Origin of the sequence: Stappia stellulata DSM 5886 (assembly GCF_000423705.1) — a bacterium.
Taxonomy (GTDB): Bacteria; Pseudomonadota; Alphaproteobacteria; order Rhizobiales; family Stappiaceae; genus Stappia; species Stappia stellulata.
Genome location: NZ_KE384082.1, coordinates 656,407 through 679,798, shown reverse-complemented (window position 1 = coordinate 679,798; position 23,392 = coordinate 656,407). Strand labels below are relative to the sequence as shown.

Annotated in this window: 22 protein-coding genes; 9 read left to right on the top strand and 13 right to left on the bottom strand. The window is 64.6% G+C overall.

What is annotated here, in order from left to right; genetic code table 11:
• Positions 1-67 precede the first annotated feature (67 nt).
• The gene (locus tag G572_RS24190; RefSeq protein WP_051242483.1) at positions 68-676 is read right to left on the bottom strand and encodes an exopolysaccharide biosynthesis protein; all 609 of its coding nucleotides are present in this window, start codon (positions 674-676) and stop codon (positions 68-70) included.
• 94 nt (positions 677-770) lie between these two features.
• Positions 771-1,262, bottom strand: coding sequence for a DUF992 domain-containing protein (locus G572_RS24185; protein WP_037546946.1), 492 nt, complete (start codon positions 1,260-1,262; stop codon positions 771-773).
• A gap of 171 nt (positions 1,263-1,433) precedes the next feature.
• Between G572_RS24185 and G572_RS0115465 the strand changes: the two genes are divergently transcribed.
• The gene (locus tag G572_RS0115465; RefSeq protein WP_169391326.1) at positions 1,434-2,450 is read left to right on the top strand and encodes a YihY/virulence factor BrkB family protein; all 1,017 of its coding nucleotides are present in this window, start codon (positions 1,434-1,436) and stop codon (positions 2,448-2,450) included.
• Positions 2,451-2,501: 51 nt separating this feature from the next.
• Here the strand turns inward: G572_RS0115465 and G572_RS0115460 are convergent, their stop codons facing one another.
• From G572_RS0115460 to G572_RS0115430, 7 genes are all read right to left on the bottom strand, one after another.
• Positions 2,502-3,302, bottom strand: coding sequence for an aspartate/glutamate racemase family protein (locus tag G572_RS0115460; protein WP_029059251.1), 801 nt, complete (start codon positions 3,300-3,302; stop codon positions 2,502-2,504).
• A 15-nt stretch (positions 3,303-3,317) separates the two neighbouring features.
• Positions 3,318-4,838, bottom strand: coding sequence for a tripartite tricarboxylate transporter permease (locus G572_RS0115455; RefSeq protein WP_029059250.1), 1,521 nt, complete (start codon positions 4,836-4,838; stop codon positions 3,318-3,320).
• A 16-nt stretch (positions 4,839-4,854) separates the two neighbouring features.
• On the bottom strand, positions 4,855-5,313 hold the full coding sequence (locus G572_RS0115450; RefSeq protein WP_029059249.1) for a tripartite tricarboxylate transporter TctB family protein: 459 nt from the start codon (positions 5,311-5,313) through the stop codon (positions 4,855-4,857).
• Positions 5,314-5,384: 71 nt separating this feature from the next.
• On the bottom strand, positions 5,385-6,419 hold the full coding sequence (locus G572_RS0115445; protein ID WP_051242478.1) for a Bug family tripartite tricarboxylate transporter substrate binding protein: 1,035 nt from the start codon (positions 6,417-6,419) through the stop codon (positions 5,385-5,387).
• Positions 6,420-6,578: 159 nt separating this feature from the next.
• A complete protein-coding gene (locus tag G572_RS24180) occupies positions 6,579-8,585 on the bottom strand; it encodes an oxidoreductase (protein ID WP_051242477.1) in 2,007 nt (668 codons plus the stop codon).
• The gene (locus G572_RS24175) at positions 8,582-9,577 is read right to left on the bottom strand and encodes a CobW family GTP-binding protein (protein WP_037546944.1); all 996 of its coding nucleotides are present in this window, start codon (positions 9,575-9,577) and stop codon (positions 8,582-8,584) included. Before G572_RS24175 ends, G572_RS24180 begins: the two co-directional genes overlap by 4 nt.
• Before the next feature lie 40 nt (positions 9,578-9,617).
• Entirely contained in the window at positions 9,618-10,976 is a 1,359-nt protein-coding gene (locus tag G572_RS0115430; protein ID WP_156884646.1) for a dihydroorotase, read from the bottom strand.
• 499 nt (positions 10,977-11,475) lie between these two features.
• Here G572_RS0115430 and G572_RS0115425 point away from each other — a divergent pair, with 499 nt between their 5' ends.
• Together G572_RS0115425 and G572_RS26305 are read left to right on the top strand one after the other, a co-directional pair.
• The gene (locus G572_RS0115425; RefSeq protein WP_029059246.1) at positions 11,476-11,685 is read left to right on the top strand and encodes a tautomerase family protein; all 210 of its coding nucleotides are present in this window, start codon (positions 11,476-11,478) and stop codon (positions 11,683-11,685) included.
• Positions 11,686-12,081: 396 nt separating this feature from the next.
• On the top strand, positions 12,082-12,528 hold the full coding sequence (locus G572_RS26305; protein ID WP_156884645.1) for a hypothetical protein: 447 nt from the start codon (positions 12,082-12,084) through the stop codon (positions 12,526-12,528).
• A 324-nt stretch (positions 12,529-12,852) separates the two neighbouring features.
• Here the strand turns inward: G572_RS26305 and G572_RS0115415 are convergent, their stop codons facing one another.
• The 4 genes from G572_RS0115415 to G572_RS0115400 all read right to left on the bottom strand — a co-directional run bounded on the left by G572_RS0115415 (position 12,853) and on the right by G572_RS0115400 (position 17,500).
• A complete protein-coding gene (locus G572_RS0115415) occupies positions 12,853-13,575 on the bottom strand; it encodes an HAD family hydrolase (protein WP_029059244.1) in 723 nt (240 codons plus the stop codon).
• An 11-nt stretch (positions 13,576-13,586) separates the two neighbouring features.
• On the bottom strand, positions 13,587-15,281 hold the full coding sequence (locus G572_RS0115410; protein WP_029059243.1) for an ABC transporter permease subunit: 1,695 nt from the start codon (positions 15,279-15,281) through the stop codon (positions 13,587-13,589).
• The gene (locus G572_RS24170) at positions 15,278-16,312 is read right to left on the bottom strand and encodes an ABC transporter ATP-binding protein (RefSeq protein ID WP_037546941.1); all 1,035 of its coding nucleotides are present in this window, start codon (positions 16,310-16,312) and stop codon (positions 15,278-15,280) included. The genes G572_RS0115410 and G572_RS24170 overlap by 4 nt, the downstream gene beginning before the upstream one ends.
• 186 nt (positions 16,313-16,498) lie before the next feature.
• Positions 16,499-17,500 carry an ABC transporter substrate-binding protein gene (locus tag G572_RS0115400; RefSeq protein ID WP_029059242.1) on the bottom strand — a complete coding sequence of 334 codons (1,002 nt, stop codon included), beginning with the start codon at positions 17,498-17,500 and terminating at the stop codon, positions 16,499-16,501.
• Positions 17,501-17,703: 203 nt separating this feature from the next.
• On the opposite strand from G572_RS0115400, the gene G572_RS0115395 reads away from it, so the two are divergent.
• The 6 genes from G572_RS0115395 (at position 17,704) to G572_RS0115370 (ending at position 23,369) form a co-directional block, all read left to right on the top strand.
• On the top strand, positions 17,704-18,477 hold the full coding sequence (locus G572_RS0115395) for a DeoR/GlpR family DNA-binding transcription regulator (RefSeq protein WP_029059241.1): 774 nt from the start codon (positions 17,704-17,706) through the stop codon (positions 18,475-18,477).
• A 586-nt stretch (positions 18,478-19,063) separates the two neighbouring features.
• Positions 19,064-19,957 carry a methylisocitrate lyase gene (prpB, locus tag G572_RS0115390; protein WP_029059240.1) on the top strand — a complete coding sequence of 298 codons (894 nt, stop codon included), beginning with the start codon at positions 19,064-19,066 and terminating at the stop codon, positions 19,955-19,957.
• Between the two features lie 25 nt (positions 19,958-19,982).
• Positions 19,983-20,954: a Bug family tripartite tricarboxylate transporter substrate binding protein gene (locus G572_RS24165; RefSeq protein ID WP_051242475.1), complete on the top strand. Its 972-nt coding sequence runs from the start codon at positions 19,983-19,985 to the stop codon at positions 20,952-20,954.
• 68 nt (positions 20,955-21,022) lie between these two features.
• Positions 21,023-21,409: a 5-carboxymethyl-2-hydroxymuconate Delta-isomerase gene (locus tag G572_RS0115380; RefSeq protein ID WP_029059239.1), complete on the top strand. Its 387-nt coding sequence runs from the start codon at positions 21,023-21,025 to the stop codon at positions 21,407-21,409.
• A gap of 26 nt (positions 21,410-21,435) precedes the next feature.
• Positions 21,436-21,882, top strand: a complete 447-nt coding sequence (locus G572_RS0115375; RefSeq protein WP_029059238.1) for a tripartite tricarboxylate transporter TctB family protein — start codon at positions 21,436-21,438, stop codon at positions 21,880-21,882.
• Positions 21,879-23,369, top strand: coding sequence for a tripartite tricarboxylate transporter permease (locus G572_RS0115370; protein WP_029059237.1), 1,491 nt, complete (start codon positions 21,879-21,881; stop codon positions 23,367-23,369). Before G572_RS0115375 ends, G572_RS0115370 begins: the two co-directional genes overlap by 4 nt.
• The last annotated feature ends 23 nt before the right edge of the window (positions 23,370-23,392 follow it).

Here is a 23,392-nt window from a genome sequence, read left to right as displayed (position 1 = left end):
AGAGTGGCAGATGCCCCGATCCGTGACGTTTTTCCGCGCACCGCAGCCATTTGCACGGAGCCACACGCTAGAGGGTCAGGACGACGACGGTGGCAATGGCGCCGGCGGTCGCGACCAGCCCGACGAGGATCACGACGCCGTCGCGGCTGAGAAGGCCGAGCGCCAGGAGCAGGATGGCGCCACCCGGCAGTGCCGCGGCAAAGGGCAGGAGCGTTGCCGGATAGACCAGCCCGGCAAGGACGATGCACAAGGCGGCGATTGTCCGGACCATCGTGTCGCCGGTCAGACCCGACAGGCGTTGACCGAGGATCCTGTCGACCCGGCAGGCGCCGGGGCGCAGCCAATCGATCGTCTCCGACACTTTTTCTTCGGGAATACTCCGGTCGCGGAGCTTCGTCGGGAGCCAGATGGAGCGGGCGCCGAAAAGGATCTGCGCGGCGACGAACACGACCAGCGTGGACAGGACGATGGGAACGCCCGGAACGGCGCCGACGGGCGAGATCATCACCAGCGCCGGCAGAAACAACAAGGGGCCGGCGGCACGGCTTCCCGTCGCGCGCATGATGGAATCGACATCGGAGCGTCCCTGCCGGACCTCCCGTTCCCAGGCGTCGAGGACGCCGGTCGTCGTGTGTGTTTCTTCGGTCTTTGCGGTCTTTGCGGTTTTCGCGGTCATTGGGCGCAGGTCCTTGTCACGGCAGAGGTACGTCGGCAAAAAAAAGCCCGGCTCGACGAGCCGGGCTTTCGTTTCTATTGATGCAAGGCGCGCATCAGCTCGTCGATGTCAGCGTCAACTGGCTCACGCCGAGGGTGATGTTGGCCCCCGTCTGGCTTTCCACGCTGATCGGGTTCAGCGCGATGGACTTGTCGAAGCCGCCGACAAGCGCATTTGCCTTCACACCCGCACCGAGGGTCGCGCCCGCGGTCACGCCGCCGTAGGACCCTTCGAGCGCGCCCGGCTTGGTGTCGGCGCTCGGGGCCAGAACGCCCCAAACGAGCGTCGCGTTGGATGTCGTGCCGATGTCGAGGCCGTAGTCGTTGATCGTACCCCTGTAGGTCGTTTTGGCGCCGGTGCCGGCCGGATCGAACACGCAGTTCAGGTTCGCGGTGGATCCGACAACGAAACTCGTTTCGTCCTGGACGGAGCAGGTCAGCGTGCCGACCTTGACGCCGGCGTTATTGTCGTTGCTCTGGGCGATCGCGGTCGTTGCCAGAAGCGTCGCGCCGGTGAGGGCGAGGGCATATGTTGCAAAGCGTTTCATCAGGTACTCCTCGGGTAGACGAGAAACATCCGGCCGGTTGGCCGGACTTGAATTCATTGTCCTGCCGGTGTCACACGTCACCCGGCAGCGATGAGGCCTAAACGGCTCAGGTCGCCCGGAGTTCCTGAAAATGTCTGGGAACCGATCGCGCGCGTCATGCGTTCGCTTTTCATGTCTGAACCCAAGCCCCCCTTGCGCAATCGCAATGGCGCCATGGCGACGTCCGTGCTGCACATTCCGCTCACCGGGTGGCGCGCTGTCTTGAAGCGCACATGGACACAGTCGAATGCGGACAATGTCCTGTTGATTGCCGCGGGCGTGGCCTTCTATTTTCTTCTGGCGCTCGTGCCGGCACTCACCGCCCTTTTCGCGGTCGTCTCGCTGCTGGCCTCGCCCGACGCCATCCGCGAACTGCTCGAGGAAGTCAGTGCCATCCTCCCGCAGAGCACGACCGTCCTTTTTACCGACCTGCTCGATCGCATCATCGTCTCGAGCCAGTCGGATTCCACGCTCACGCTGAAGGCTTTGTTCGGTCTTCTCCTGGCGTTCTGGGCCGCCGGGGCCGGTGTTCGGGCAATGATGACCGCCGTGACCGTCGCCTATCGCGAGCGCGAGGCGCGTCCGCTGCTGCGATTTCACCTGAGGGCGCTGGGCCTGACGCTCGCTGCGCTCCTGATCGGGGTTTTTGCGATCATTGCCTTCGTTGCCATTCCCGTGGCCGTCTCCGTGCTGCCGTTTTCGGTCCGCAACGAGACGCTGCTGACGCTGTTTCGCTGGCCGGTGATCCTGACCGCCGTGATCATCGGCCTTGCCCTGACCTACCGCTTCGGGCCCTCGAGACGGCAGGCGAAAACGAGGTGGGTGACGACGGGGGCGATTGTGGCAACGCTGCTCTGGCTGACCGGGTCCATCGCCTTCACCACCTATGTGGAACAAGTGGCGAACTACGAGGCGGTTCACGGAACCCTTTCGTCCATCGTCGTCCTTCTGCTCTGGTTGTGGTTTTCTGCGGCGGTGACGATCCTGGGGGCCGAGCTCAACGCGGAACTCGAGCATCAGACGAGCGTCGACACGACGGTCGGTCGCGACCGGCCAATGGGTGAACGCGGCGCTTTTGTCGCCGACCACGTCGCGGCCTGTACGGGCACCACGCCGGCGTCCGAAACGCCCGATGCAGCGCGCGAGTGACCCTTTGCGTCAGGTTTCTTCGCCGGGCCCGGCCGCTTGCCGCGGTCGATGTCAGGATGTCCAGTCGGGAAAGATGTCGGCTCCGTAGAGGTCGTCGATCCGCTTGCGTTCCTGCATGTCGGGGCGGGCATGCGACAGGTGGCGGCTGGTGAACGTCCCGCCGTTGAGGCGGGAGAGCGAGGTTGCCGCTTCCGCCATCGCGATCAGGCCGGCGATGCCGTTCACGACCGGCGCCCCGGTGTCGAAGCGGGTAATGCCGGCCTTGTCCATCAGCGCCATTACCACGCCCCCGGCCGGCACCACGACCTCCGCCGCGCCCAGCTCGCGGTCGACCGCATGTCCGATTGCCTCGACGAGACGCGCAAGGGCGTCGGGATCGTCGAAGGCCGCCCCCATGGCGGTCAGACGCGGCATGTCGAGGACGGCGAGCCCGGCGAGGCGGGCGTCCAGCCGGTCGGCACGCAAGCGCCTTTCCATCCGTGCCGCGTATTTCGCGTTTGGACAGATCAGGCCGTAGGATTGCCCCATGAAATGGCTGAGCGCGATGCTTGTCTCGCCGAGGCCAAGCACGGGGAAGGGCGCAACTTCGCGCGCTTCCTCCAGGCCGATATCGAAGAAGTTGCCGATGACGAAGGCGTCGGCCTGTTCGGCCACCGCCTGGCGCAGGTTGCGCAGGACATCGCCTTTTGCCTCATGCGCCAGCGTTGCATGATACTCGGCAATGCCGCGTTGCGTCCCGTTGAGGACGATTTCGGTGGTCGGCGACCGGGCGCGGTCGATCATGGCGCCGAGTTGCGCCGGATAACCGCCCCAGGCGTCGAGCCGGCCGAGACTTTGATACCAGATGCGCATGTGCGTCCCGCTTTCTCAGTCGGTTTCGCCGGAAGAGACCGGCGTCGAGGCGCGTTTCAGTCTCCGCCGCACGCCGGAAACGAGCGGCAGCAGCAGAAACACGACCGCCAGCGCAAGGAACCCCGCCGTGATCGGGCGATTGAGGAAAATCGTGAAGTCGCCTTGCGACATCTCCAGCGACCGCCGCAGGCCGCCCTCCATCATCGGCCCGAGGATCAGGGTCATGATGATCGGAACGAGGGGGAAGTCGAGCTTTCGCATCACGTAGCCGATAAGCCCGAAAACGGCGATCAGACCGAGGTCGAACTGGCTGTTTGCCAGACTGTAGGCGCCCACGACGGTGAAGCCGAGGATCACCGGGAACAGAAAACTGTAGGGAATGCGCAGGATCGAGACCCACATCGGAATGAACGGCAGGTTCAGGACCAGCAGAATGACGTTGCCGACATACATCGACGCAATCAGCGTCCAGACGAGATCGCTTTGTTCCTCGAACATCAACGGCCCGGGAACGATGCCGTTCATCATCAGTGCGCCCATCAGGATCGCGACGACGCCGGAACCGGGAATGCCCAGGGTCAACAGCGGCAAAAGCGCGCCATTGGCGGCCGCGTTGTTGGCGCTTTCCGGACCCGCAACGCCCTCGATCATTCCGGTTCCGAAGCGCTCTGGCGTGCGCGACAGCCGTTTCTCGGTGACATAGGACATGAAGGCGGCCGGGATCGTGCCCATGCCGGGAATGATGCCGATCAAAAAGCCGAGCACCGTGCCGCGCGCGATTGCCGGCGCCGAGCGGCGCGCATCGTCGCGGGTGATCTGCAGCTTGCTGACGACGGCCTCGCGAAAGCTGTTCGACGGGTCCTCCAGGTTCTTGAGAATCTCGCCGACGCCGAACAGCCCGATAATCACGGGAATGAAGGCGACCCCGTCCAGCAGGTGCATTTGCCCGAACGTCAGCCTGGGCAGGCCCATGACCGGATCGGTCCCGACCATGGCCAGGATAAGCCCGAAGACGGTGGTGATCAGGCCGCGCAGGATCGAGCTGCTTCCCAGCGTGACAACAAGCACAAGGCTGAGCACGATCAGGGCAAAGAACTCCGGCGGGCCGAAGCTCAGCGCGAGCGAGGTCAGGGGCAGGGCGATCATGGCAAGCACGCCCACCGTGATCGTGCCGCCGACGAAGGAGGCAATCGCGGCGATTGCCAGCGCCGTTCCGGCCCGCCCCTGCTTGGCCATCATGTGCCCCTCGACGGCCGTCATAGCGGCGCCGCCGGTGCCGGGGGTGTTGAACAGCACGGCGGTGATCGTGTCGCCGTACTGGCAGCCGTAGTAGATCGCCGCCAGCATGACGATTGCCGCGGTCGGGTCCATCGCCGCGGTGATTGGCAGCAGGATCGCTATCGCCGCCGACGGACCGAGGCCGGGCAACATGCCGACCAGCGTGCCCAGGAAACAGCCGGCGAATGCGAAGATGAGGTTTTCCATCCGAAGGGCATTGCCGAACCCGGACAGGAGCAGACTGAAATTTTCCGACATTGTGGAGCGGTGTCCGTCACAGGCCGAAGGCGCCGGAAGGCAGCGGCACGTTCAGCAGGCTCTTGAAGAAAAAGTGGTAGGCAAACGTCAAGGTGATTGCCAGCGTCGCGCTCAGGAGCAGGCGATGTCGCCCCAGCACCGCGAACATCACGAAAAAGAAGAGCGCCATCATGGGCCGAAAGCCCAGGTCCTCGATGAACACCGCGATGGCCAGCAGCGCGAGCAGAACGGTCGCGATGCGGGCGTAGGCGCGCGGATCGCCGGTGAAGGCGACCCGTGGCAGCGTGTCGGGACGAAACAGCGCCTGATACAACAGGCTCACCGACAGGAGCGCCAGAAGCCCGGCCAGGATGGCGGGAAAAAATCCCGCCCCCGGACCGAGGTACGTATAGAAACGCATGCTCACGGCTTGCTGGCCAACGATGCCTGCGATGAGGAGAAGCGTGAGCGCGGCGATGGCGTAGGTGCGATGCACCTGCCGCGTCCCTTGCCCCCCGGAGCCGGTTTGCGATGTTGCGCCCGTATCAGGCTGCGGGTCTGCCGAGGTCATTGCTGTGCGCTGCGTGCAAGCTCGATAAGCCGGGCCTGGCGCGTTTCGAAGTCAGCCCAGTAGGCTTCCAGCTCGTCCGCGGTCATGTAGTTCGATTCCAGCGACAGCGCCGTCAGACGGTCCTGGAATTCCGGCTTGGCGATGACGGTTTCAATGGCGCTGGAGAGGGTTTCGACCGTGGAGGCGTCCATCCCGGCCGGCCCGATGACCGCAAAGGAAGACGGTGCCGCAACGTCGATCTGCTGGTCGCGCAGCGTCGGCAGCTCGGGCAGGAAGGCCGTCCGACGGTCGCCGAAAAAGCCGATGGCGCGCATTTTTCCCGCCTTGATGTGGGGGATCGTCGTCTGCGTGCCGTTGATCGCCACATCCACGTCTCCGGCCAGGAGCGCGGTGACGAGCGGTGCCGCACCGTTGAAGTGGACGAAGGCGAATTGCACGTCGGCCGTGTCCTCGAGCGCGATGCCGGGAAGGTGACCGTTGCTCATCAGCCCGACCGTGCCCATGCGGACCGTGCGCGGGTTTTCCCGGGCCGCGTCGATCAGGTCGTTGACGCTCTTGTAGGGGCTGTCCGCCTGAACGGCGAGAAGGTTGGCGCCGGAGATATAGTGGGCGACCGGCGTGAAGCTGGAGCGGTCGTAGGGGGCCTGTCGGGCCTCGTCGACATAGGTCATCACCAGTGAGGGCAGCGAGGCGAGCGACAGCGTGTGCCCGTCCGGATCGGCCTGCGACAGCGCGGTGCTGCCGATTTGTGTGGTGGCGCCGGGCCGGTTGATCACCTCGAACGGCACGCCGAGTTCCGGCTCGAGAAATTCCGCAAGAACGCGCGCGCTGACGTCTGTGGTCCCGCCGGGCGAGAAGGGCACGATGATGGTGATCGGTTTGCCGGCTTCCGGAAAGGCAGAGGCCGGTGTCGGCGCGACGGAAAAGAGCGCCGCCGCCAGTGCGAGGCCCTTGATGAAGTTGCGCATGATGTCTCCTCCCATATGCATGACGGCGAGGTCGATGGTGACGCCGGTCAGCCGGCACAACATGGCAAAGTGTCGACAGTAGTGTCAACTGAATTGAATTATTCGAACAATAATTGCAGTTTTTGCGAAATATAAGGATGAATTCGCGGGTTATCGCGGAAATTTGATGAATTCTGTCGACACTTTTGAGGGGCATGCCGTCGCGTGCCCTGCCTTGCACGCCTAGATTTCAAGGCCGGTGGCATGCCCGTCGGCAGTGGCCGACAAAAGGTCGCCGGGGCTGCGGCAATCGCCGACACGGCGCACCTCGATCCCGGCTGCGCGAAGAGGTTCGACCAAGGCGTCATTCGGTGCTTTCGGACTGGCGTAGGTCAGCAGCGCCACGTCCTCGACGCGCTTGCGCAGTCCGGAATAGACATCCTCGTATTCGAGGTGGCCGTCCTCGATTGCGTCGCTCCACACCGGTTCGACCAGCGTCACGACATCGATGGACTTGCGCGAAAGACGTCGCAATATGCCTTGCCGGGCAACGATCCACAGCTCCGAGGCGACGGTGTCGCACGGGGTGAGCAGGACCACCTTGTCGAAGATGTCGGCGAGGTGTTCGGCGGCGGCGTAAACACCGTCCGACTGGTCCATGTCGTGGATCACGGCAGTTCCCGGCTGCCGACCGGGATGACGCAGCACGTCTTCCATGGCCCGATGCAGGTCCGGAATCAGGCCTTCTTCCCGGATGTCGGGCGGAATCCAGTCCGGCGCAAGGGGCGTCGCGCCCGTTGCGAGCACCACGACGTCGGGCTGGAGGGCGAGAATGCCGGCGGCATCGGCGGCAATGCCGAGGTCGATCCGCGCGCCGGCGCGCAGGGCCGCCATGTGCTGATAGTCGTAGATGCTTGTGATTGTCTCGCCGCCGGGAAGCCGGGCGCGCAGGTGCGCCTTGCCGCCGACCTCCGCGCCCGATCCCAGCACGGTGACGTCATGGCCGCGTGCGGCTGCAAGCCAAGCGGCTTCCATGCCGGCAATGCCGGCGCCGACCACCACGACCCGCTTGCTGTCGGTTGCCGGAGCGGGCTTGAAATCGACCTCGTCCGCTGCGGCGACGCGTGGATTGTTCACGCAGCTCAAGGCGCGGTGGAACAGTGTGCCGTACCCCCAGCAGGTGTTGCAGGACAGGCAATAGCGGATCTCGTCGGTGCGTCCGGCGGCCGCCTTGTCGAGCCACGCGGGATCGGCCAGAAGCGCCCGCCCGACGGCGATGAGATCCGCCTCGCCGGCGGCAAGCAGGCCTTCTGCCTCTGCCGGATCGGTGATGCGTCCAAGCGCCATTGTCGGCACGTCGGCGCAAGCCTTGCGCAGTTGGCGGTGAAGGTCGCGATACGGCATCGGCGGCCCGTAGCGGTCGGGGAGATGCATCTCCAGCGAGCGCGCGTGAGAGCCTTGCGTGAAACAGATGTAGCTTGAAAGCCCGGTCCCGCTCAGCCGTCCGGCAATTCGGGCGGCCTCCCGGGGGCCGATGCTGCCGGCGACCCCGTCGTCACCCGGCAGCTTGAGGCCGATGATGAACCCTGCTCCGCAGGCCGCGCGAATGGCCGCCATCAACTCCACCAGCAAACGCGTGCGGCCCTCCAGTCCGCCGCCGTAGTCGTCTTCGCGCCGGTTCGAATGCGGTGACAGGAACTGATGGAACAAATGTCCGTGGCCGGCGGAGATTTCGACGCCGGCCACGCCATACGCCTGCAATCGCGCGGCGCCTTCGGCGAAATCGGCAACCAGGGCGCCGATCTCGACCGGGCTCAGCGCGTGTGGGACCGTCCAGCTCAGATCGTCGGGAAGAACCGATGCCCCGATGGCCTGCTGCGTGCGGCCGCGCACATGGCGGCCGCGGCCCGGGTGCTGAACCTGTGCGAGAAGCAGGCTGTCACGGGCAGCGATTGCCGCCACCCAGCGCCGGAAGCCGTCGGCATTCGCCGGGTCGAGAACCTGCACCTTCGGCTGGTCCGACTGCGAGGGCAGCATGGCGAGCGGTTCCGACACGATCATGGCCGCGCCGCCGGCGGCGCGGTTTTCAGAGTAGCGGATCAGTCGATCGGTGATGCGCCCCTTCGCCTGCATGCGCGTTGTCATCGAGGCGTGAACAAGCCGGTTGCGGAGCCTGTGTCCGGCCAGCTCGAACGGGCTTTGCAGGTTCGGGTAGGCGGTCTGGACGCCAGGGACCGACACGACGCTCATGCGGATGCCTTTCCGAGCAGGGACACGCTTGCGGCAAGCGTTGCCGTGTCCGTGTTGCGCGCAATCAGTACCATTGTATCGCGAACCTCCCGCTCGACGGGCCAATCGACCGGGCGTGGCGGATCGAACAGCAGACGCACGCCCTGGACGGCATGGACCCGGCCATCCTCGAAGGTGACGAGGCCCTTGACGCGCAGCAGGCTGTCGGCATGAACCGATTGCAGATGCGCAACCCAGGCCGCGTATCCCGACCATGTCACGGGCGTCTCGATCGGAACGGCACAGGTGACATAGCCGTGCGCCTGAAGATGGGCGTCCGCCTCGGAAGCGTCGTGGCCGCAACTGGGGGGGGAGGCCGACCGCTGCCGGTTTCCGGTCAGCCCGTACATGAGCACACAGGCAGGATCGATATCGCCCGAAACGGCCATCAGCCGGTCGCACCGCGGGTTGAGCCTGGTCGCGGCGCCCAGTGTTTTTGCCAGCGCGATGTCCGTTGCCACGTCGCTTTTGGTGACGATTGCCCGGTCGGCCATGGCGAGCTGCAACCGCGCTTCCGCGAATTGCGCGAGATGGTCGGCCCCCTGGTGGCCGTCGAGCGTCGTGAGAATGGCGGCGAGATGGACGAAGCGCGAGACGAACGTCCCGCCTGCAAGGGACGTTGCGATGGGGCCCGGATCGGCAAGGCCCGTCGTCTCGACGACGACGCGCGCGAAGCGCGGGATCTCGCCGCGCTCGGCCTTGTAGTAAAGCGCCTCGAGTGTCTCCTCCAGCGATGTGGTCAAGGTGCAGCAGATACAGCCTGAATCGAGCAGGACCGTGTTGCCTTCCTCGCCCTGGCTGACCAGGGCATGGTCGAGTCCGACCTCGCCGAACTCGTTGACGATGACCGCGGTGTCGGCGAAGCCCGGGTGCCGGATCAGCCGCGACAACAGTGTCGATTTTCCGCTGCCCAGAAAGCCGGTGAGGAGAAACAGGGGAATGGATGCTGGCATCGTTCGTGGCTCCTGCTGATCTTCCGGCCTGGGCGCGCGCTTAGCCCCGTGCCAGATAGCGGCCCGACGGGGCGGTTCGAACCTGTTCGGGAATGGCGTGATTTCTGGCGATCGTTCGCCCGCGCAGCACGGTCATCACCGGCCAGCCTTTCAGGGACATGCCCTCAAACGGCGAATAGTCGGCAAAGCTTTCCAGTCCGGCGGGGTCGACGACGCGTTCCAGGTGCGGATCGATCAGCACGAGGTCCGCGTCGTAGCCAACCGCGATCTGCCCCTTTGAGGAAAGGCCGTAGAGACGCGCCGCATTGGAAGAGGTGAGGGCGGCGATCCGTTCGATCGGCACGCCGCGCCGGTGGTAACCTTCGTGGATCAGGAGCGGCAACATGGTGCCGACGCCCGGAAGGCCCATGCTCGCAGACCAGATTTCCTGCTTGGTTTCGCGCTTGCGCGGGACATGGTCGGTGCCGATCGTCGTCACGGTGCCGTCCAGCACGCCCTCCCAAAGCGCATCGACATCGTCCTGGCTCCGCAACGGCGGGTTCACCTTGGCAAGCGGGCCGGTGTCCGCCTCGCGGGTGAGCGAAAGATAGTGCGGACAGGTTTCGATCCCCATCGGCACGCGGGAGCGGCGGCGATGCCGTCGCGCTTCTTCCAGCGCCTCGCGACTCGAAAGATGCACAATGTTGACCGGGCAGCCGGTCTTTTGGGCAAAGTATCCCACCCGGTGAACGTTCTCCGCTTCCAGGAAGTCCGGGCTTTGGGCATCCCAGGCCGCAAGGTCGGTGCGCCCCTCGCGGCGAAGCGGGTCGCGCAGCACGGGGATCACCTCGACGTTCTCGCAATGCACGCCGAGCACACCGCCCGGCACCTTCAGGGTTTCCAGCATGGCGTGATAGAGCAGCCCGTCATCGATTTCGGTAAAGCCCTTCGACAGCCCGGCCTGTCCCTTGTACTGGAGATAGAGCTTGCAGGACGTGATCCCGAACCTCCTGGCGCATTCGACCATCGTCTCGACATGCAGCCGGTGCGTGATGCCGAGGTGGAAGCCGACGTCGATGCAGCTTTGAGCAAGCGCGAGGTCGCGCTCCTTCGCCAGGGCCTCGCGCGGGTCGGGGCTGCGATGGAAGGAGAGCACGCTGGTCACCCCGCCAAGGGCTGCGGAACGCGCTTCGGTGGAAAAATCCGTTTCCGGCGCGCCGTAGCCGAAATGGACATGAGGGTCGACGAGGCCGGGCATGAGCCAAAGCCCGCCGCAGTCCACCGTTTCGGCGGCAGGCAGCAGGGCGTCGGGCGCGAGAATTGCAGCAATGCGCCCGTCCTTCACGCCGACAGCTCCTGGCGTCACGCCGACATCCGGGAGCACCAATTGCGCATTGTGCAACAGCAGGTCGAGGATCATTGACGGCTCGCGTTGTCTGGCGGATCTGTGGCGGCCCGGAACCGGCGATGCCCGGGTGCTCGGATCTGCGAGGGGTGATCCGTAATTGTGTTGACAGTTTTGAGTGGAGTGTCAAGCGGGTTGCCACTTCCGGGCGTCGCACCGGACGCGGAGCGTTCCGACAATGGGGTGCGTCTCATCGACCGCGTATGCCTCACAAGATGAAAACAGAGGCGATTGGGTGTTCGAGGTTTTGATGTAATTGTTGTTTTTCTGCCAGCGCGATCTGGAAAGGGCCCGTCACTGCTGTTCGTGGCCCGTCCTCTTTTGACGCAGACATCGAACGGGTTTGTAGAGCAGGTTACCGCATTTTGTATAACTGTTGACAGTTTTGGATGGCGACCTCAGACTGAACAGCGACACTTGGACGGTGTTTCAGACTGAACAGCGACACTTGGACGGTGTTCAAGACCGTCGCGGCGCTGTGCCGGACGGTGGCATTCACTGGGAGGAAAAGACCATGCCGATCGTGACCGTTGCGATTCCCGAAGGGGTGTATACGCGTGACCAGAAAGACACCCTGATCGGGGAGCTGACCGATGCAATCGTGCGGGTGGGCGGCGAAAAGCAGCGCGCGATCACGCGGGTGATGATCCAGGATTATCCGGAAGGGAACTGGGGTTCCGGCGGCAAGACATTTGTTCGCACGCCACCGGCCGGCGCGGACTGACGGGGATCTCCGGTCTTTGGCGACGGCGTGCGGCTGTCGCGCGCCCGGCTGGCTAAGCGCCAGATCGCAACGGCACAGCCGGCTGTCCTCATGCCGGCTGCAGGCGTGCGCGTCGGCATGACCCACAGCGCGCCGACGCCCGCGCCGCGCCCGCTTGAATGTCCGTGCATCTCAAGCGGGCGCCCATTGTTCGCGCGGAAGCGTGTCTTGTCAGGCCAGGTCGGTGAGGGCAGGGCCGTTTTGGAAGGCTCGACCAGCGGCGTTCTCTTCGAGAACAATTGCCCCCGCAAGCAATTTGCGGGACTTTCCTGGTGAAGCTGACCCGACGCCGTGTGCCCGGCGCAGTCGCGGCCTCCGGCTCTTCGCTGCCGGCCTTCGCGCAAGCGGACGAGGGCCTTGCAACGCGGAAACGAGGTTCAGGGACTGGCCCTTCAAGATCGCGATCCGACCGCGCTGCAGCGACAAGATATTCATCGAACACAGGTATCCCGCCACGGCCTTGCATCGCCCGACAGGACTGACGTTCGACCTGAACAGTGGCCCGACCAGCCTCCAGGGCTAGATGCCGCGCGCCCCGGCGCAACGGGTTGGCGCAGCAAAAAGGTCTCGCTGCGGAAACAGACCTACGCGGCAGCCGGCCTGCTGCGCGACGCACAACGGCTGCAGCTCAAGGCCGGCTATTTCAACACTGGTGACAAGACGTGGAAACGCATCGCGCCGAACGATGTGGACGCCGAAGGTCTCGCCGGTGCGCTCGACCGGCTCACGAATGACATACGCGCCTGCCTGGCGCGGGAGGGGGCGGTCCGCAGACCTGCGGCAAGCCAAGGGACTGTTTCCTGACCACCGCCTGTTGCGCTCACATGGGCCGCGCGGATGATTGCTTCGAGCTGCGCCCCCTTCGCAGGTTCCGGGACGGCCGGCTCGCCGCCCGGCCGGAGGGCGAGCCGCCATCGCGGAACACACTCGCATCGCGCCGGAGATTGCCCGGGTGATCCGAAACGACCGCGTCACACCCGCTCGCCTCTATTGGGGAATGATCCTCCCCTGCGTCGCGGCGATCCAGCTGGGCGCGCATGGCCTGGCGTTCCGGCTCTGCGGACGGATGGTGCGGTCCCTGGCGACCGCGCATCCGCCTGCGGTCTGGGGGGAGCTTTCAGGAGGTTGTCAGGCGCTGGCGTGGTGAACATCCAGGGCTTCCGGCAGGTCGGCGATGCTTGCCAGGCAAAGGTCGGCATGCGGGGCGAGTTCCTCGCGCGTGCCGGTCCCGGTGAGCACCGCGACGCGCAGCCCGGCGTGTCCCGCGCGCGCCATCTCCAGGTCGTGCAGGTTGTCGCCCACCATGGCGATCTGCGAGGCCGGAATGCCGGTCTTTTCGCTGAAGGCCGTCAGCATGCCGGGACCGGGCTTGTAGCCGTAGCCCGAATCATAGCCGGCGAGAAAGGCGAAGCGGTCGCTCAGGCCGACGGTCGCGACAAACCGCGCGATCGCCCCCTTGCTGTCGGAGCTCGCGATCCCGAGCAGCAGACCGCGGCGCGAAAGACCGCCGACGGTTTCCGCAAGCCGTGGCACGGCCACGGCGCGTGTGGCGTTTTCGGTGAACCGCCTGTCGAGTTCCGCGACCAGTTCGGGAAGCGGAAGGCGCACGCCGGCCGCGCGCCAGGCTTCGGCGATCTCGGCGGTGTTTCCGGCGGCATAAAGGCTCCCGGACCGCGTCTTTTCGCTCATTGGGTCGAACCCCGCCACGGCCATCAGCCGGTCGGCGAATGCGGCGTCGCCGCCCGCCGCCCAACTGGCCGTGCTGCGGTTGACCGGGGCCCAGCTCTTGTCGAAGTCGAGCAGGGTGCCGTCCTTGTCGAAAAGGACGGCGCGGATTTCGGGAAACGTCATGGGAGCCGGACCTAACGGATGAGCGTGACCGATTTCGCGCCGGCAAGCCACAGCACCATGCGCACGATCAGGAGACAGGCGATCACGATCGCCATGATGCACATGGAAAACGCCGCCGCCTGGTTGACGGCGCCGCGATCCGCAAGCTGAAGCACGGAGACGGCGGCCACCTGGGTTTCCGGCGTGATCAGGAAGATCACCGCCGACAGCGAGACCATGGCGCGCATGAAGAAGAAGACGCCGACCCCCAGAAGTGTGGGCCACAGCAGCGGCAGCGTGACCTTGAAGAACGTCCGCAAGACGCCGCCGCCCAGCATTGTCGAGGCCTCGTCGAAGGAACTGCTGATCTGCTTCAGGCTGGTGGAGGTGATCAGGAAGGCCTGCGCGTGATTGTAGTAGACATAGAGAAAGATGATCAGCGCGAGACTGCCGTACATCAGATTGAGCGGATTGGCCGGATTGTTGAAGGCCAGCACATAGCCAAGTCCGAGCACCATGCCGGGGATCGAACTCGGCAGGATCGCGAGGAAGGACAGCGGCCCGCTCAACGGGGTCTTGAATTTCTGCACGACGATGGCCGACACCGTCGCGATCGTGACGCCGAGCCCTGCAGTGGCCAGCGCGACATAGACGGAGTTCCAAAGCGGTTCCGTGCCATTCTGGACGTCGAAGGCATAGTGCGTGAACGAGAACGCCATGTTGTAGGGCCACAGCTTGACGAAGCTCGCGGTCGCGACAATGCCGGGAATGGCAAGGAAAACGATCATGATCGCAAGGCAGTATCCGCCGAGGAGGAGATCGCGCATCCGGTTTGCGCGTGTCGTCAGCGGAACGGACTTGTCGGTCATCTGCGCTTGCTGACGGCTCGAGATGCGCTTTTCCAGAAGCTTGGAGATGACGGCGGGTGCGAGCAGGACGACGCCGATCACGGCACCCAGTGCGAATTGTCCCTGGCCGATCACCTTGTTGTAGATCTCGGTTGCCAGAACGCTGAAGTTGCCGCCGATGACGATGGCGTTGCCGAAATCCGTCACCGACAGCGAGAAGGTGACGAAAACCGCGGCCGCGATGCCATAGCGGGTGGCCGGAAGGGTGACCGTCCGGAAGATCCGTCCCGGCCGCGCACCGAGCATGGTCGCGCTTTCGTAGACGCGCGCATCCGCCACAGCGAGGGCGGCCGACAGGATCAGGAAGGCGTAGGGAAACGTGTAGAGCGTGTTGGCAAGCGCCACGCCCCAGAAGCCGTAGATGTCGAAATCGAAGCCGAGAAAGCGGTTGAAGGCGCCGTTTCGGCCCAGAAGCAGCAGCAGGCCCTGCGCTTGCACGAGCGATGGCGCAAAGAGCGGCATCATCACCACGATGCGCAACAGCGGCTTGAGCGGAACGTTCGAGCGCTGCAAAGCATAGGCGTAGAGATAGGCAAGGCCGACGGCGAGCGTCGAGGAGAGCAGGGACACCGAAAGCGAGTTGACCAGCAGGTCCCAGAAGCGCGGGTCGGCGAAGGTCAGCGCGAAATTGCCGAGGCCCGCGCCCGCCGGCGTGTCCAGGCTGCGCAGCAGGATCGCGCCGACCGGCAGGACGAGGAACACCAGCATCAGGCCGGCCATGACGGCCGACAGCAGAAGCGCGATGCCCCGATCGCTGGTCAGTGCCAGCCGGGAGCGGCTTTCGCCGCGCGGGGCCGCCGTTGGTGCCGCGCCGCTCATGCCAGGTCCTTCACATCGCCGGCGGCAATGCCGAGACGCAGTTTCCGGCCGGCTTCCAGTCCGTCGGCCGGGCCATGCGCCTCGAAGACGACCGGCTGGTCGGGAGCGGCCTCGAGACGCGCATGCAGCACCGTCATGTTGCCGAGGAAGGTTGCCTTCTCGATCGTCGCCGCAAAGACGTTGTCGGCCTCTTCCGCATCGCCAAGGACCTTGATCGCCTCGGGGCGCACGCCGACGGTGCTGCTGGCGAGAGGTTCCGACGTGCGAAGGCGCAGGGTGCCGAGGTGCGGGTCGGTTTGCGGGTCTTGAACGGTGAAGGTGTTGATCGCGCCGATGAATTCCGCGACGAAGCGGGTGCGCGGGCGATCGTAGAGCGCGCGCGCGCTGCCGGCCTGTTCGATCCGGCCGGCGTTGAGGACGACGATCTGGTCGGCCATTTCAAGTGCTTCGTTCTGGTCGTGGGTCACCATGATCGTGGTGATGCCGAGCCGCTGCTGGATGGCGCGGATTTCATGGCGCAGTTCTTCGCGGACCTTGGCATCGAGCGCCGACAGCGGCTCATCGAGAAGAAGCAGTGACGGGTGGGGCGCCAGGGCCCGCGCAATGGCGACGCGTTGCTGCTGTCCGCCCGACATTTGGGCCGGGAGTTTGTCGCGCTGGTCTTCCAGATGCACGAGCTCGAGCATTTCCGCGACGCGGACGCGGATGTCGGCTTTCGACCATTTGCGGCATTCAAGACCGTAGGCGACGTTTTGCGCGGCGCTCAGATTGGGAAACAGCGAGTAGGACTGAAAGACGACACCGAAGTTCCGGTCGCGGGCCGGCGTGTGCGACAGGTCGGCGTCGCCCAGCATGATCGCGCCCGAATCCGCGTCCTCCAGGCCGGCGATCACGCGCAAGAGCGTGGTCTTGCCACAGCCGGAGGGGCCGAGGAAGCAGGTCAAGCTGCCTTCGGGCACGTTCATGGTGACGTCGCTGAGCGCGGTGGTCGAACCGAATCTCTTGGTCAGGCCGGTGACGCGAATGTCCATCTTTGTCCTCAGGCTTTCAGGCGCAGCGAAGGCGAACGGCGCGCGGTGGGCGCCGGTCGCGATAGGATATCGGGCGGGAGACGCGGCATCCGCCGCAAGGGCGGATGCCGGTGTCGCTTGAAGACGATGCGGCCGCGCGACTTCGCCCGGCCGGATCGTGGTGTTCGGCGTGAGGTGTAACCGGCCTCAGCGCTCGAATTTTTCCTGCCACGTTGTGATGATTTCCTTGCGGTCTTCTGCAGCGGCCTTGAAGTCGGTCGGGTGCAGGACGCTGTTGGTGTCCGCCGGCAGGCCGGCATCCAGGAAGCGCTGCGGCATGTTGCCGCCCGGAATCGTCACGATGGCCTTCCATTCCAGGTAGGCGTCGGCGGCCGTCTTGGTAACGGTCCAGTCGAGGAAACGCTTGGCTGCGTCCTTGTTCTTCGACGTCGCGACGAGCGCGTTGGCTTCGAGCTCGTTGCCGGAACCTTCGGCCGGGATCACCATCGAGATCGGATAGCCTTCCTCGATGTTCTTGATGGCGCGCATGTCATAGGAGGCGCCGACCGCGAATTCGCCGGCAGAGGCGGCATGGCACGGCTTGGAACCGGACTTGATGTACTGCGCGATGTTCTCGTCGAGCTTTTCCAGGAACGCCCAGCCTTCGTCCTCGCCCATCATCTGCAAAAGCGAGCTGACCTGGATGTAGCCGGTGCCGGAGCTGGCCGGGTTCGGCATCACGATCTCGCCCTTGTATTTCGGGTCGAGCAGATCCTTCCAGGAGGTCGGCTTTTCAAGGCCGAGCTTTTCCAGGCGTTCGTCGTTGACGCAGAAGGCGGCCATGTAGCCGGTGACCGCGAACCACTTGTCGTCGGCGTCGCGGAATTCTGCCGGCACGGCGTCGATGCCCTTCGGGCGGTAGGCCTCGAGCGTTTCCTCGATCTGCGGGGTGACGATGGTCGAGGCGGCAAAGCCCCAGATGACGTCGTGCTGCGGGTTGGCCTTTTCGGCGATGATCCGTGCCGCAAGCTCGCCCGTCGACAGGCGCAGCATGTTGACCTCGAGATCGGGCATGTCCTGCTTGGCAAGCTCGAGGAACCTGGCGGCTTCGTCCTCTTCGTAGGAGGTGTAAACCGTGATCTCGTCCGCTGCGGCCGGCACCGAAAGGAGCAGGGCTGCAAGGGCGGTGATGCAGAGTTTCGAATCCATCCGTGATGATCCTCGTCTTGTGTGTGGGCAATGCGCTCTCTCAAGCTGCCTCATGAAAACCATATTGTAATCCAATTTACAATATTATGTTAGAAAAATTACATTTCCTCGGGATCGACTCATCGAATATGGCGTCGCTGCGGGGGCGGCGTTAAGAACCGGAGACGGCCCGTTGGCGACAGGACGGCCGGAGCGGAGGCAGGGTGATCGAGATTCCGAAGAAGCAGAAGCGCCAGCAGCGTCTCGTCGAGCGTATCGAGGCGCAGGGATACGCGACATTGGCGGATCTGGCGAGAGAGCTCGCGGTGTCGGAGCAGACCGTGCGGCGCGACATTTCCGAGCTGGATGCGGCGGGAAAGGTTCGCCGGGCACACGGCGGAGCCGCGATCCAGGGCAATATCGACCGCTCGGTCTATGCGCAGCGTCGCCTGCAACGTGCCGCGGAGAAACAGCTGATTGCCCGTCAGGTTGCGGATCTGGTGGAGGATGGATCGTCCGTCTTTCTCGACACCGGCACCACCTGCGAGGCGATTGCCTCGGCGCTGACGGCGCGCCGGCACCTGAAGGTCGTGACCTACAGCCTGCGCTCGGCCTTGCGGTTCAGCGAGAGGGACGACTTCGTGGTCGCCGTTCCGGCGGGCTTCGTCCGTCATGTCGACGGTGCCGTGGTCGGCGGTCAGGACACCGGTTTTCTGGAACAGTTCCTGTTCGACTACGCCATCCTGTCGGTGAGCGGGATGGATGCGGCCGGCAACATTTGCGACGACGACCAGTTCGAGGTCCGCTTCGCCAGCATGGCGATGAAGCGTGCCAAGACGATCGTGCTGGCGCTGGATTCCAGCAAGTTCGGCAAGGGTGGCCTGGTGCGCCTGTGCCACGTCGGCGCCATGGACTATGTGATCAGCGACAAGGCGCCGGATGCCGATATCGCGGCCCTGCTTGCCGCCCGCAACGTGAAACTCGTCACCTGCCCGTGAGGGGCTCTGTTTTCTCATGAAGCCGGACGGGGGGTCGCGTTGAACGGGCGCGATTTCTCGCGCCCGTCGCGCTGGCGATGCCGTCGATTCTGACCGATCTCTCGGGCCGCGCGATGCGGGCCTGGTCTCAGCCCTTGGCCACCCGGAATCGGGGCCGACGAGACGTGCAGCCCCTCCTTCGGCACGCCGACTGTCCGGCGCATTGCGCGTAGCTATTCCCCTTCATCGAAGATGCCCGCGCTCGTCCGGACTGGCGGGTTTGCGGTCGATCTGGCGGCGATGGAGGCTGAGGCGATTGTCGTGTCTCTGGCCGCCTTTACCCGTTCGTCCCCAGTCCGACCCTTTCCTGGCGCGACCCTGGTCCGCAGATGCAATGGGTCCCGGTCCGTGCAGGTCGGCAGGCGCGCCTCCCTGCCGAAGGTGCGGTGACCATATTGTGGTCAATTGATCTGATTTCCCCTCATGGTTTCGCAATGTGATGAATTTGATCTCCGGTTGCTTGACAGTCGGAGAAAACAAAATATGGTCATATATGCTGAATATGAACAAAAATGACCACAATATGGTTATTGTGAAAGGATCCCGAATGACCGCATCGCAGCTTTCCGCTGGCGCGAAGTTCCGCAAGGCGCTGGCCGAAGAGAACCCCTTGCAGGTGATGGGCGCCATCAACGCGTATACGGCGATGATGGCCGAGCGCACCGGCTACAAGGCGCTCTACCTTGCCGGCGCCGGCGTCGCCAACGCGTCCTACGGCCTGCCGGACCTCGGCATTACCACCATGACCGACGTCCTGACCGACCTGCGTCGTGTCACGGATGCGACCAGCCTTCCCGTCCTGGTCGACGTGGACACCGGCTTCGGCGGTGCCTTCTCGATTGCCCGCCTCGTGCGCGGCCTGATCAAGGACGGTGCCGGCGCCATGCACATGGAAGACCAGGTCTCGCTCAAGCGCTGCGGCCATCGTCCGGGCAAGGAGATCGTTTCCAAGCAGGAAATGGTGGATCGCATCAAGGCGGCGGTTGATGCGAAGACCGATTCGGACTTCTTCATTGTCGCACGGACGGATGCGCTGGCCATCGAAGGGCTGGACGGTGCGATCGACCGGGCCTGCGCCTATGTGGAAGCCGGCGCCGACATGATCTTCGCCGAGGCCTGCACCGAACTGTCGCAGTACAAGGCCTTCGTCGATGCGCTCGACACGCCCTATCCGGTGCTGGCCAACATCACCGAGTTCTCCAAGACGCCGAATTTCACGCTCGAGGAGCTGCGTGGCGTCGGCGTTTCGGCCGCGCTCTATCCGCTGTCGGCGGCGCGCGCCATGAATGCCGCTGCTCTCAAGGTGTACAAGCACATCCGCAAGGAAGGCTCGGCCAAGGGCATTCTCGACATCATGCAGGATCGTGAAGAGCTCTACGACTACCTGAACTACCACAGCTACGAGAGGAAGATCGACGAACTGTTCAAGACGCAAAAGTAATCACGAGACGTCTAGGGAGAGAGAGATGTTTACCAAGAGAGCAATCCTTGCAGGTTTCGCCAGCGCCTTCGCGCTGGCGGCCCTTCCGGCGGCGCAGGCCACCGACGCCTTTCCGGCAGAGCCGATCCGTCTGATCGTCCCCTATTCCCCGGGAGGGGGAACGGACGTCACGGCGCGGATCGTTGCCGAGGCGGTTTCCGAAAACATCGGTCAGCCGGTGGTCGTGGAAAACCGCCCCGGTGCGTCGGGCACGGTCGGCACGCTGCTTGCCTCGCGCGAGAAGGCGGACGGATACACGCTGTTGTTCGGCATTCAGGCCACGATGGCGCTCAATCCGTCCCTGTTCAAGGCCGCGACCTACAAGCCGAAAGAGGACTTCGACGGCGTCGCCCTGATCTCGGAATCGCCTTATGTGATCACGGTTCCGGGGGCTTCCGACATCAACACCTACGAGGAGTTCGCCGAAGCGGCCTCCGAGCGGATGACGATGGCGAATGGCGGCAGCGCCGCATTGCTCGCGGCACGGCTTCTGGCCCGTGACGCGGATCTGAAGTTCTCCAACATCCCTTACTCCGGTTCGGGTGCCGCGATCTCCGACATTCTGGCCGGGCGCGTCAATGCGCTCATCAGCAGCCCGGTGTCGGTGCTTCCGCACATCGAGAGCGGTGCGCTGAAGCCGGTCCTGGTGACCAGTGCGGACCGCTATCATGCGTTGCCGCAGGCGCCGACCGCGGATGAACTGGGCTTCGAGGGCTTCAAGGTTGTCGGTTGGTACAGCATCGTCGCTCCCAAGGGGGTCCCCCAGGACCGTCTCGCGAAACTGAATGCGGCCTTCAACAAGGCGGTCGCCGATCCCAAGACCAGCCAGCGCCTGTCCGAAATCGGCGTGACGCCGTCGGGACTGGCGCTCGGCCAGCAGGCCGTCACGGACTACATCGCCAAGGAATACGACCTGTGGACGGCGGAAATCGCCGAGGCCGGTCTGGAAGCGAAGTAAGCCGCGGCAAAAGACCGGGCGGAGGCGCCGCGCGCCTCCGCCCATCCCGAACAGGAATGGAGCAGGTCATGCCGCACGCATGGATCGAATATTCGAAGAACATCGCCGACGAGGCCGAGGTTCAGGGGTTTGGCAGATGCGTCCATGACGCAATGATGGAAACCGGCATCTTCCCGCTTGCCGGCGTCCGGATCCGCATCAACCGGATCGACGACTGCATCGTCGCGGACGGAAAGCCGGAGAACGCCTTCGTGCATCTTGCCATCCGGATCGGCGAAGGGCGCGACATGGAGACGAAACAGGCGGCGGCCGATCTGGTCTTCGAGCGCATTTCAACGCACCTCAAGACGCTTGCCGACCGAACCCCTCTGGCCGTGGCCTTCGAGATGCAGGAGATCCCCGGCCCCTTCAGTTACAAGATGAACAATCTGCATCGGCACCTCGCTGCCAAGTAATGCCGCCACGGCGGTTGGGAGGAAACATGAAGACCTTGAGGGACGCAGGTGGAGGCCTGCTGATTTCGACGATCGGGCTGCTGTTTTTGCTGGGAGCCAGGGACATGGCGCTTGGCGATCTGCGCAACATGGGCCCCGGCATGGTCCCGACCGCGCTCAGCGTCGTTGCCATCGTCGCCGGACTTGCCATCGCCGTGAGCGAGGTCCTGCGCGGGTCGGGCGGAGCCAGCGGCTTCGATCTGCGCGCGCTTGTCTGCGTCGCGGCCGCCATCGCGCTTTATGCGGTGATGCTGGAGACGGCCGGCGTGTTCGTCACCACGATCGTTGCGGTCTTCGTTCTGGCCCTTGCCCGGCCGCAGCTGCGTGCGGCCGAGACGCTGGTCGTCGGCATCGCGCTGTCGGTGTTCGCCTGGGTCGTCTTCGTGAAGGGGCTTGGCATGCCTTTGTCGTTCCTGCCGGACGTCCGGTCATGAGCGATTTTCTCTCCGGTTTCGCAACCGCGCTTCAGCCCGTCAATCTCCTCTATTGCTTTGCCGGGGTCATACTCGGCAACATCGTCGGCGTGCTGCCGGGCATCGGCGCGATCGCCGCGATCTCGATCCTGCTGCCGCTGACCTTCAGCCTGGAGCCGACGACCGCGGTGATCATGCTGGCCGGCGTCTACTACGGCGCCGAATACGGCGGATCGATTGCCTCCATCCTCCTGAACCTGCCCGGCACGGCGTCCAATGCCATCACCACGCTCGACGGTTATCCGCTCGCGCGGCGCGGCGAGGCCGGTCTTGCCCTGCTGACCGCACAGATCTCCTCCTTTTCCGGCGGCACGCTCGGCATCGTCGCGATGGTGGTGTTTTCGCCGCTGATCGTCAGTTTCTCGCTGTCGTTCGGACCGGCGGAGTATTTCGCCACCCTGTTGCTCGGGCTTGTCGCTGGGGCGTCCGCCATTGGGGCGGGACCCTTGAAGGGGATCGCGATGGTGGCCGTCGGCATGTTGTTCGGCACGGTCGGTCTCGATCTCAACAGCGGTTTCGCCCGTTTCGATCTCGGCATTCCCAACCTTCTCGACGGCTTGAGCATCGTGGCGGTTGCAATGGGACTGTTCGGCATTCCCGAGGTGATCGCAAACATCAGCGCCTCGCAAGCGAAGGAAAAGCCCATCGCGGTCAATGCGCGCGCGATGTACTCCGCCTTCCGCCGTCTCGGTGCCATCGTTCCCTCCGTCCTGCGCGGCGCGACGGTCGGCGGCCTCCTGGGCCCGCTCCCCGGTGCCGGTCCGACGATTTCCTCTTTCCTCGCCTATTCGCTGGAGCGGTCCACCTCCCGCAACCCGGAAGAGTTCGGAACCGGCCGCGTCAACGGCGTCGCCGCGCCGGAGGCGGCCAACAACGCCGCAGCGCAGACCGCGTTCATCCCGACGATGACGCTCGGCATTCCGGGAACGCCGACGATGGCGATCATTCTCGGCGCCTTGATGATCCACGGCATTTCGCCGGGGCCCCAACTGGTCGTCGATCACCCGGACCTGTTCTGGGGACTGGTCGCGAGCTTCTGGATCGGCAACGTCTTCTTGTTGATGCTGAACATTCCGCTGATCGGGGTCTGGGCCCGGCTTGTCGCGGTACCCCGCCGGTTCTTCTTTCCGGTGATCGTCGCGCTTGTCTGCATCGGGGTGTTTGGCGTGTCGAATTCCTCCTTCGACATCTGGATGGTGCTCTTGATGGGCGTGCTCGGCTATGTGCTGCGCTGCTACGGCTTTCCTCCGGCGCCCCTGCTGATCGGCTTCGTGCTGGGGCCGATGGTGGAGGAATACCTGCGCCGGGCGCTGATGATCTCGGCCGGGGACTACAGCTATCTGTTCAGCACACCCACGAGCATCGTCATTCACTGCCTGACCGCGGGCCTGTTGCTCTGGTCGGTCGTGCGCGGCTTCCGCACGAAAGCGCCGCAACCCGCCGGGTGACGGCTTTCCTTCTCACAAACGGC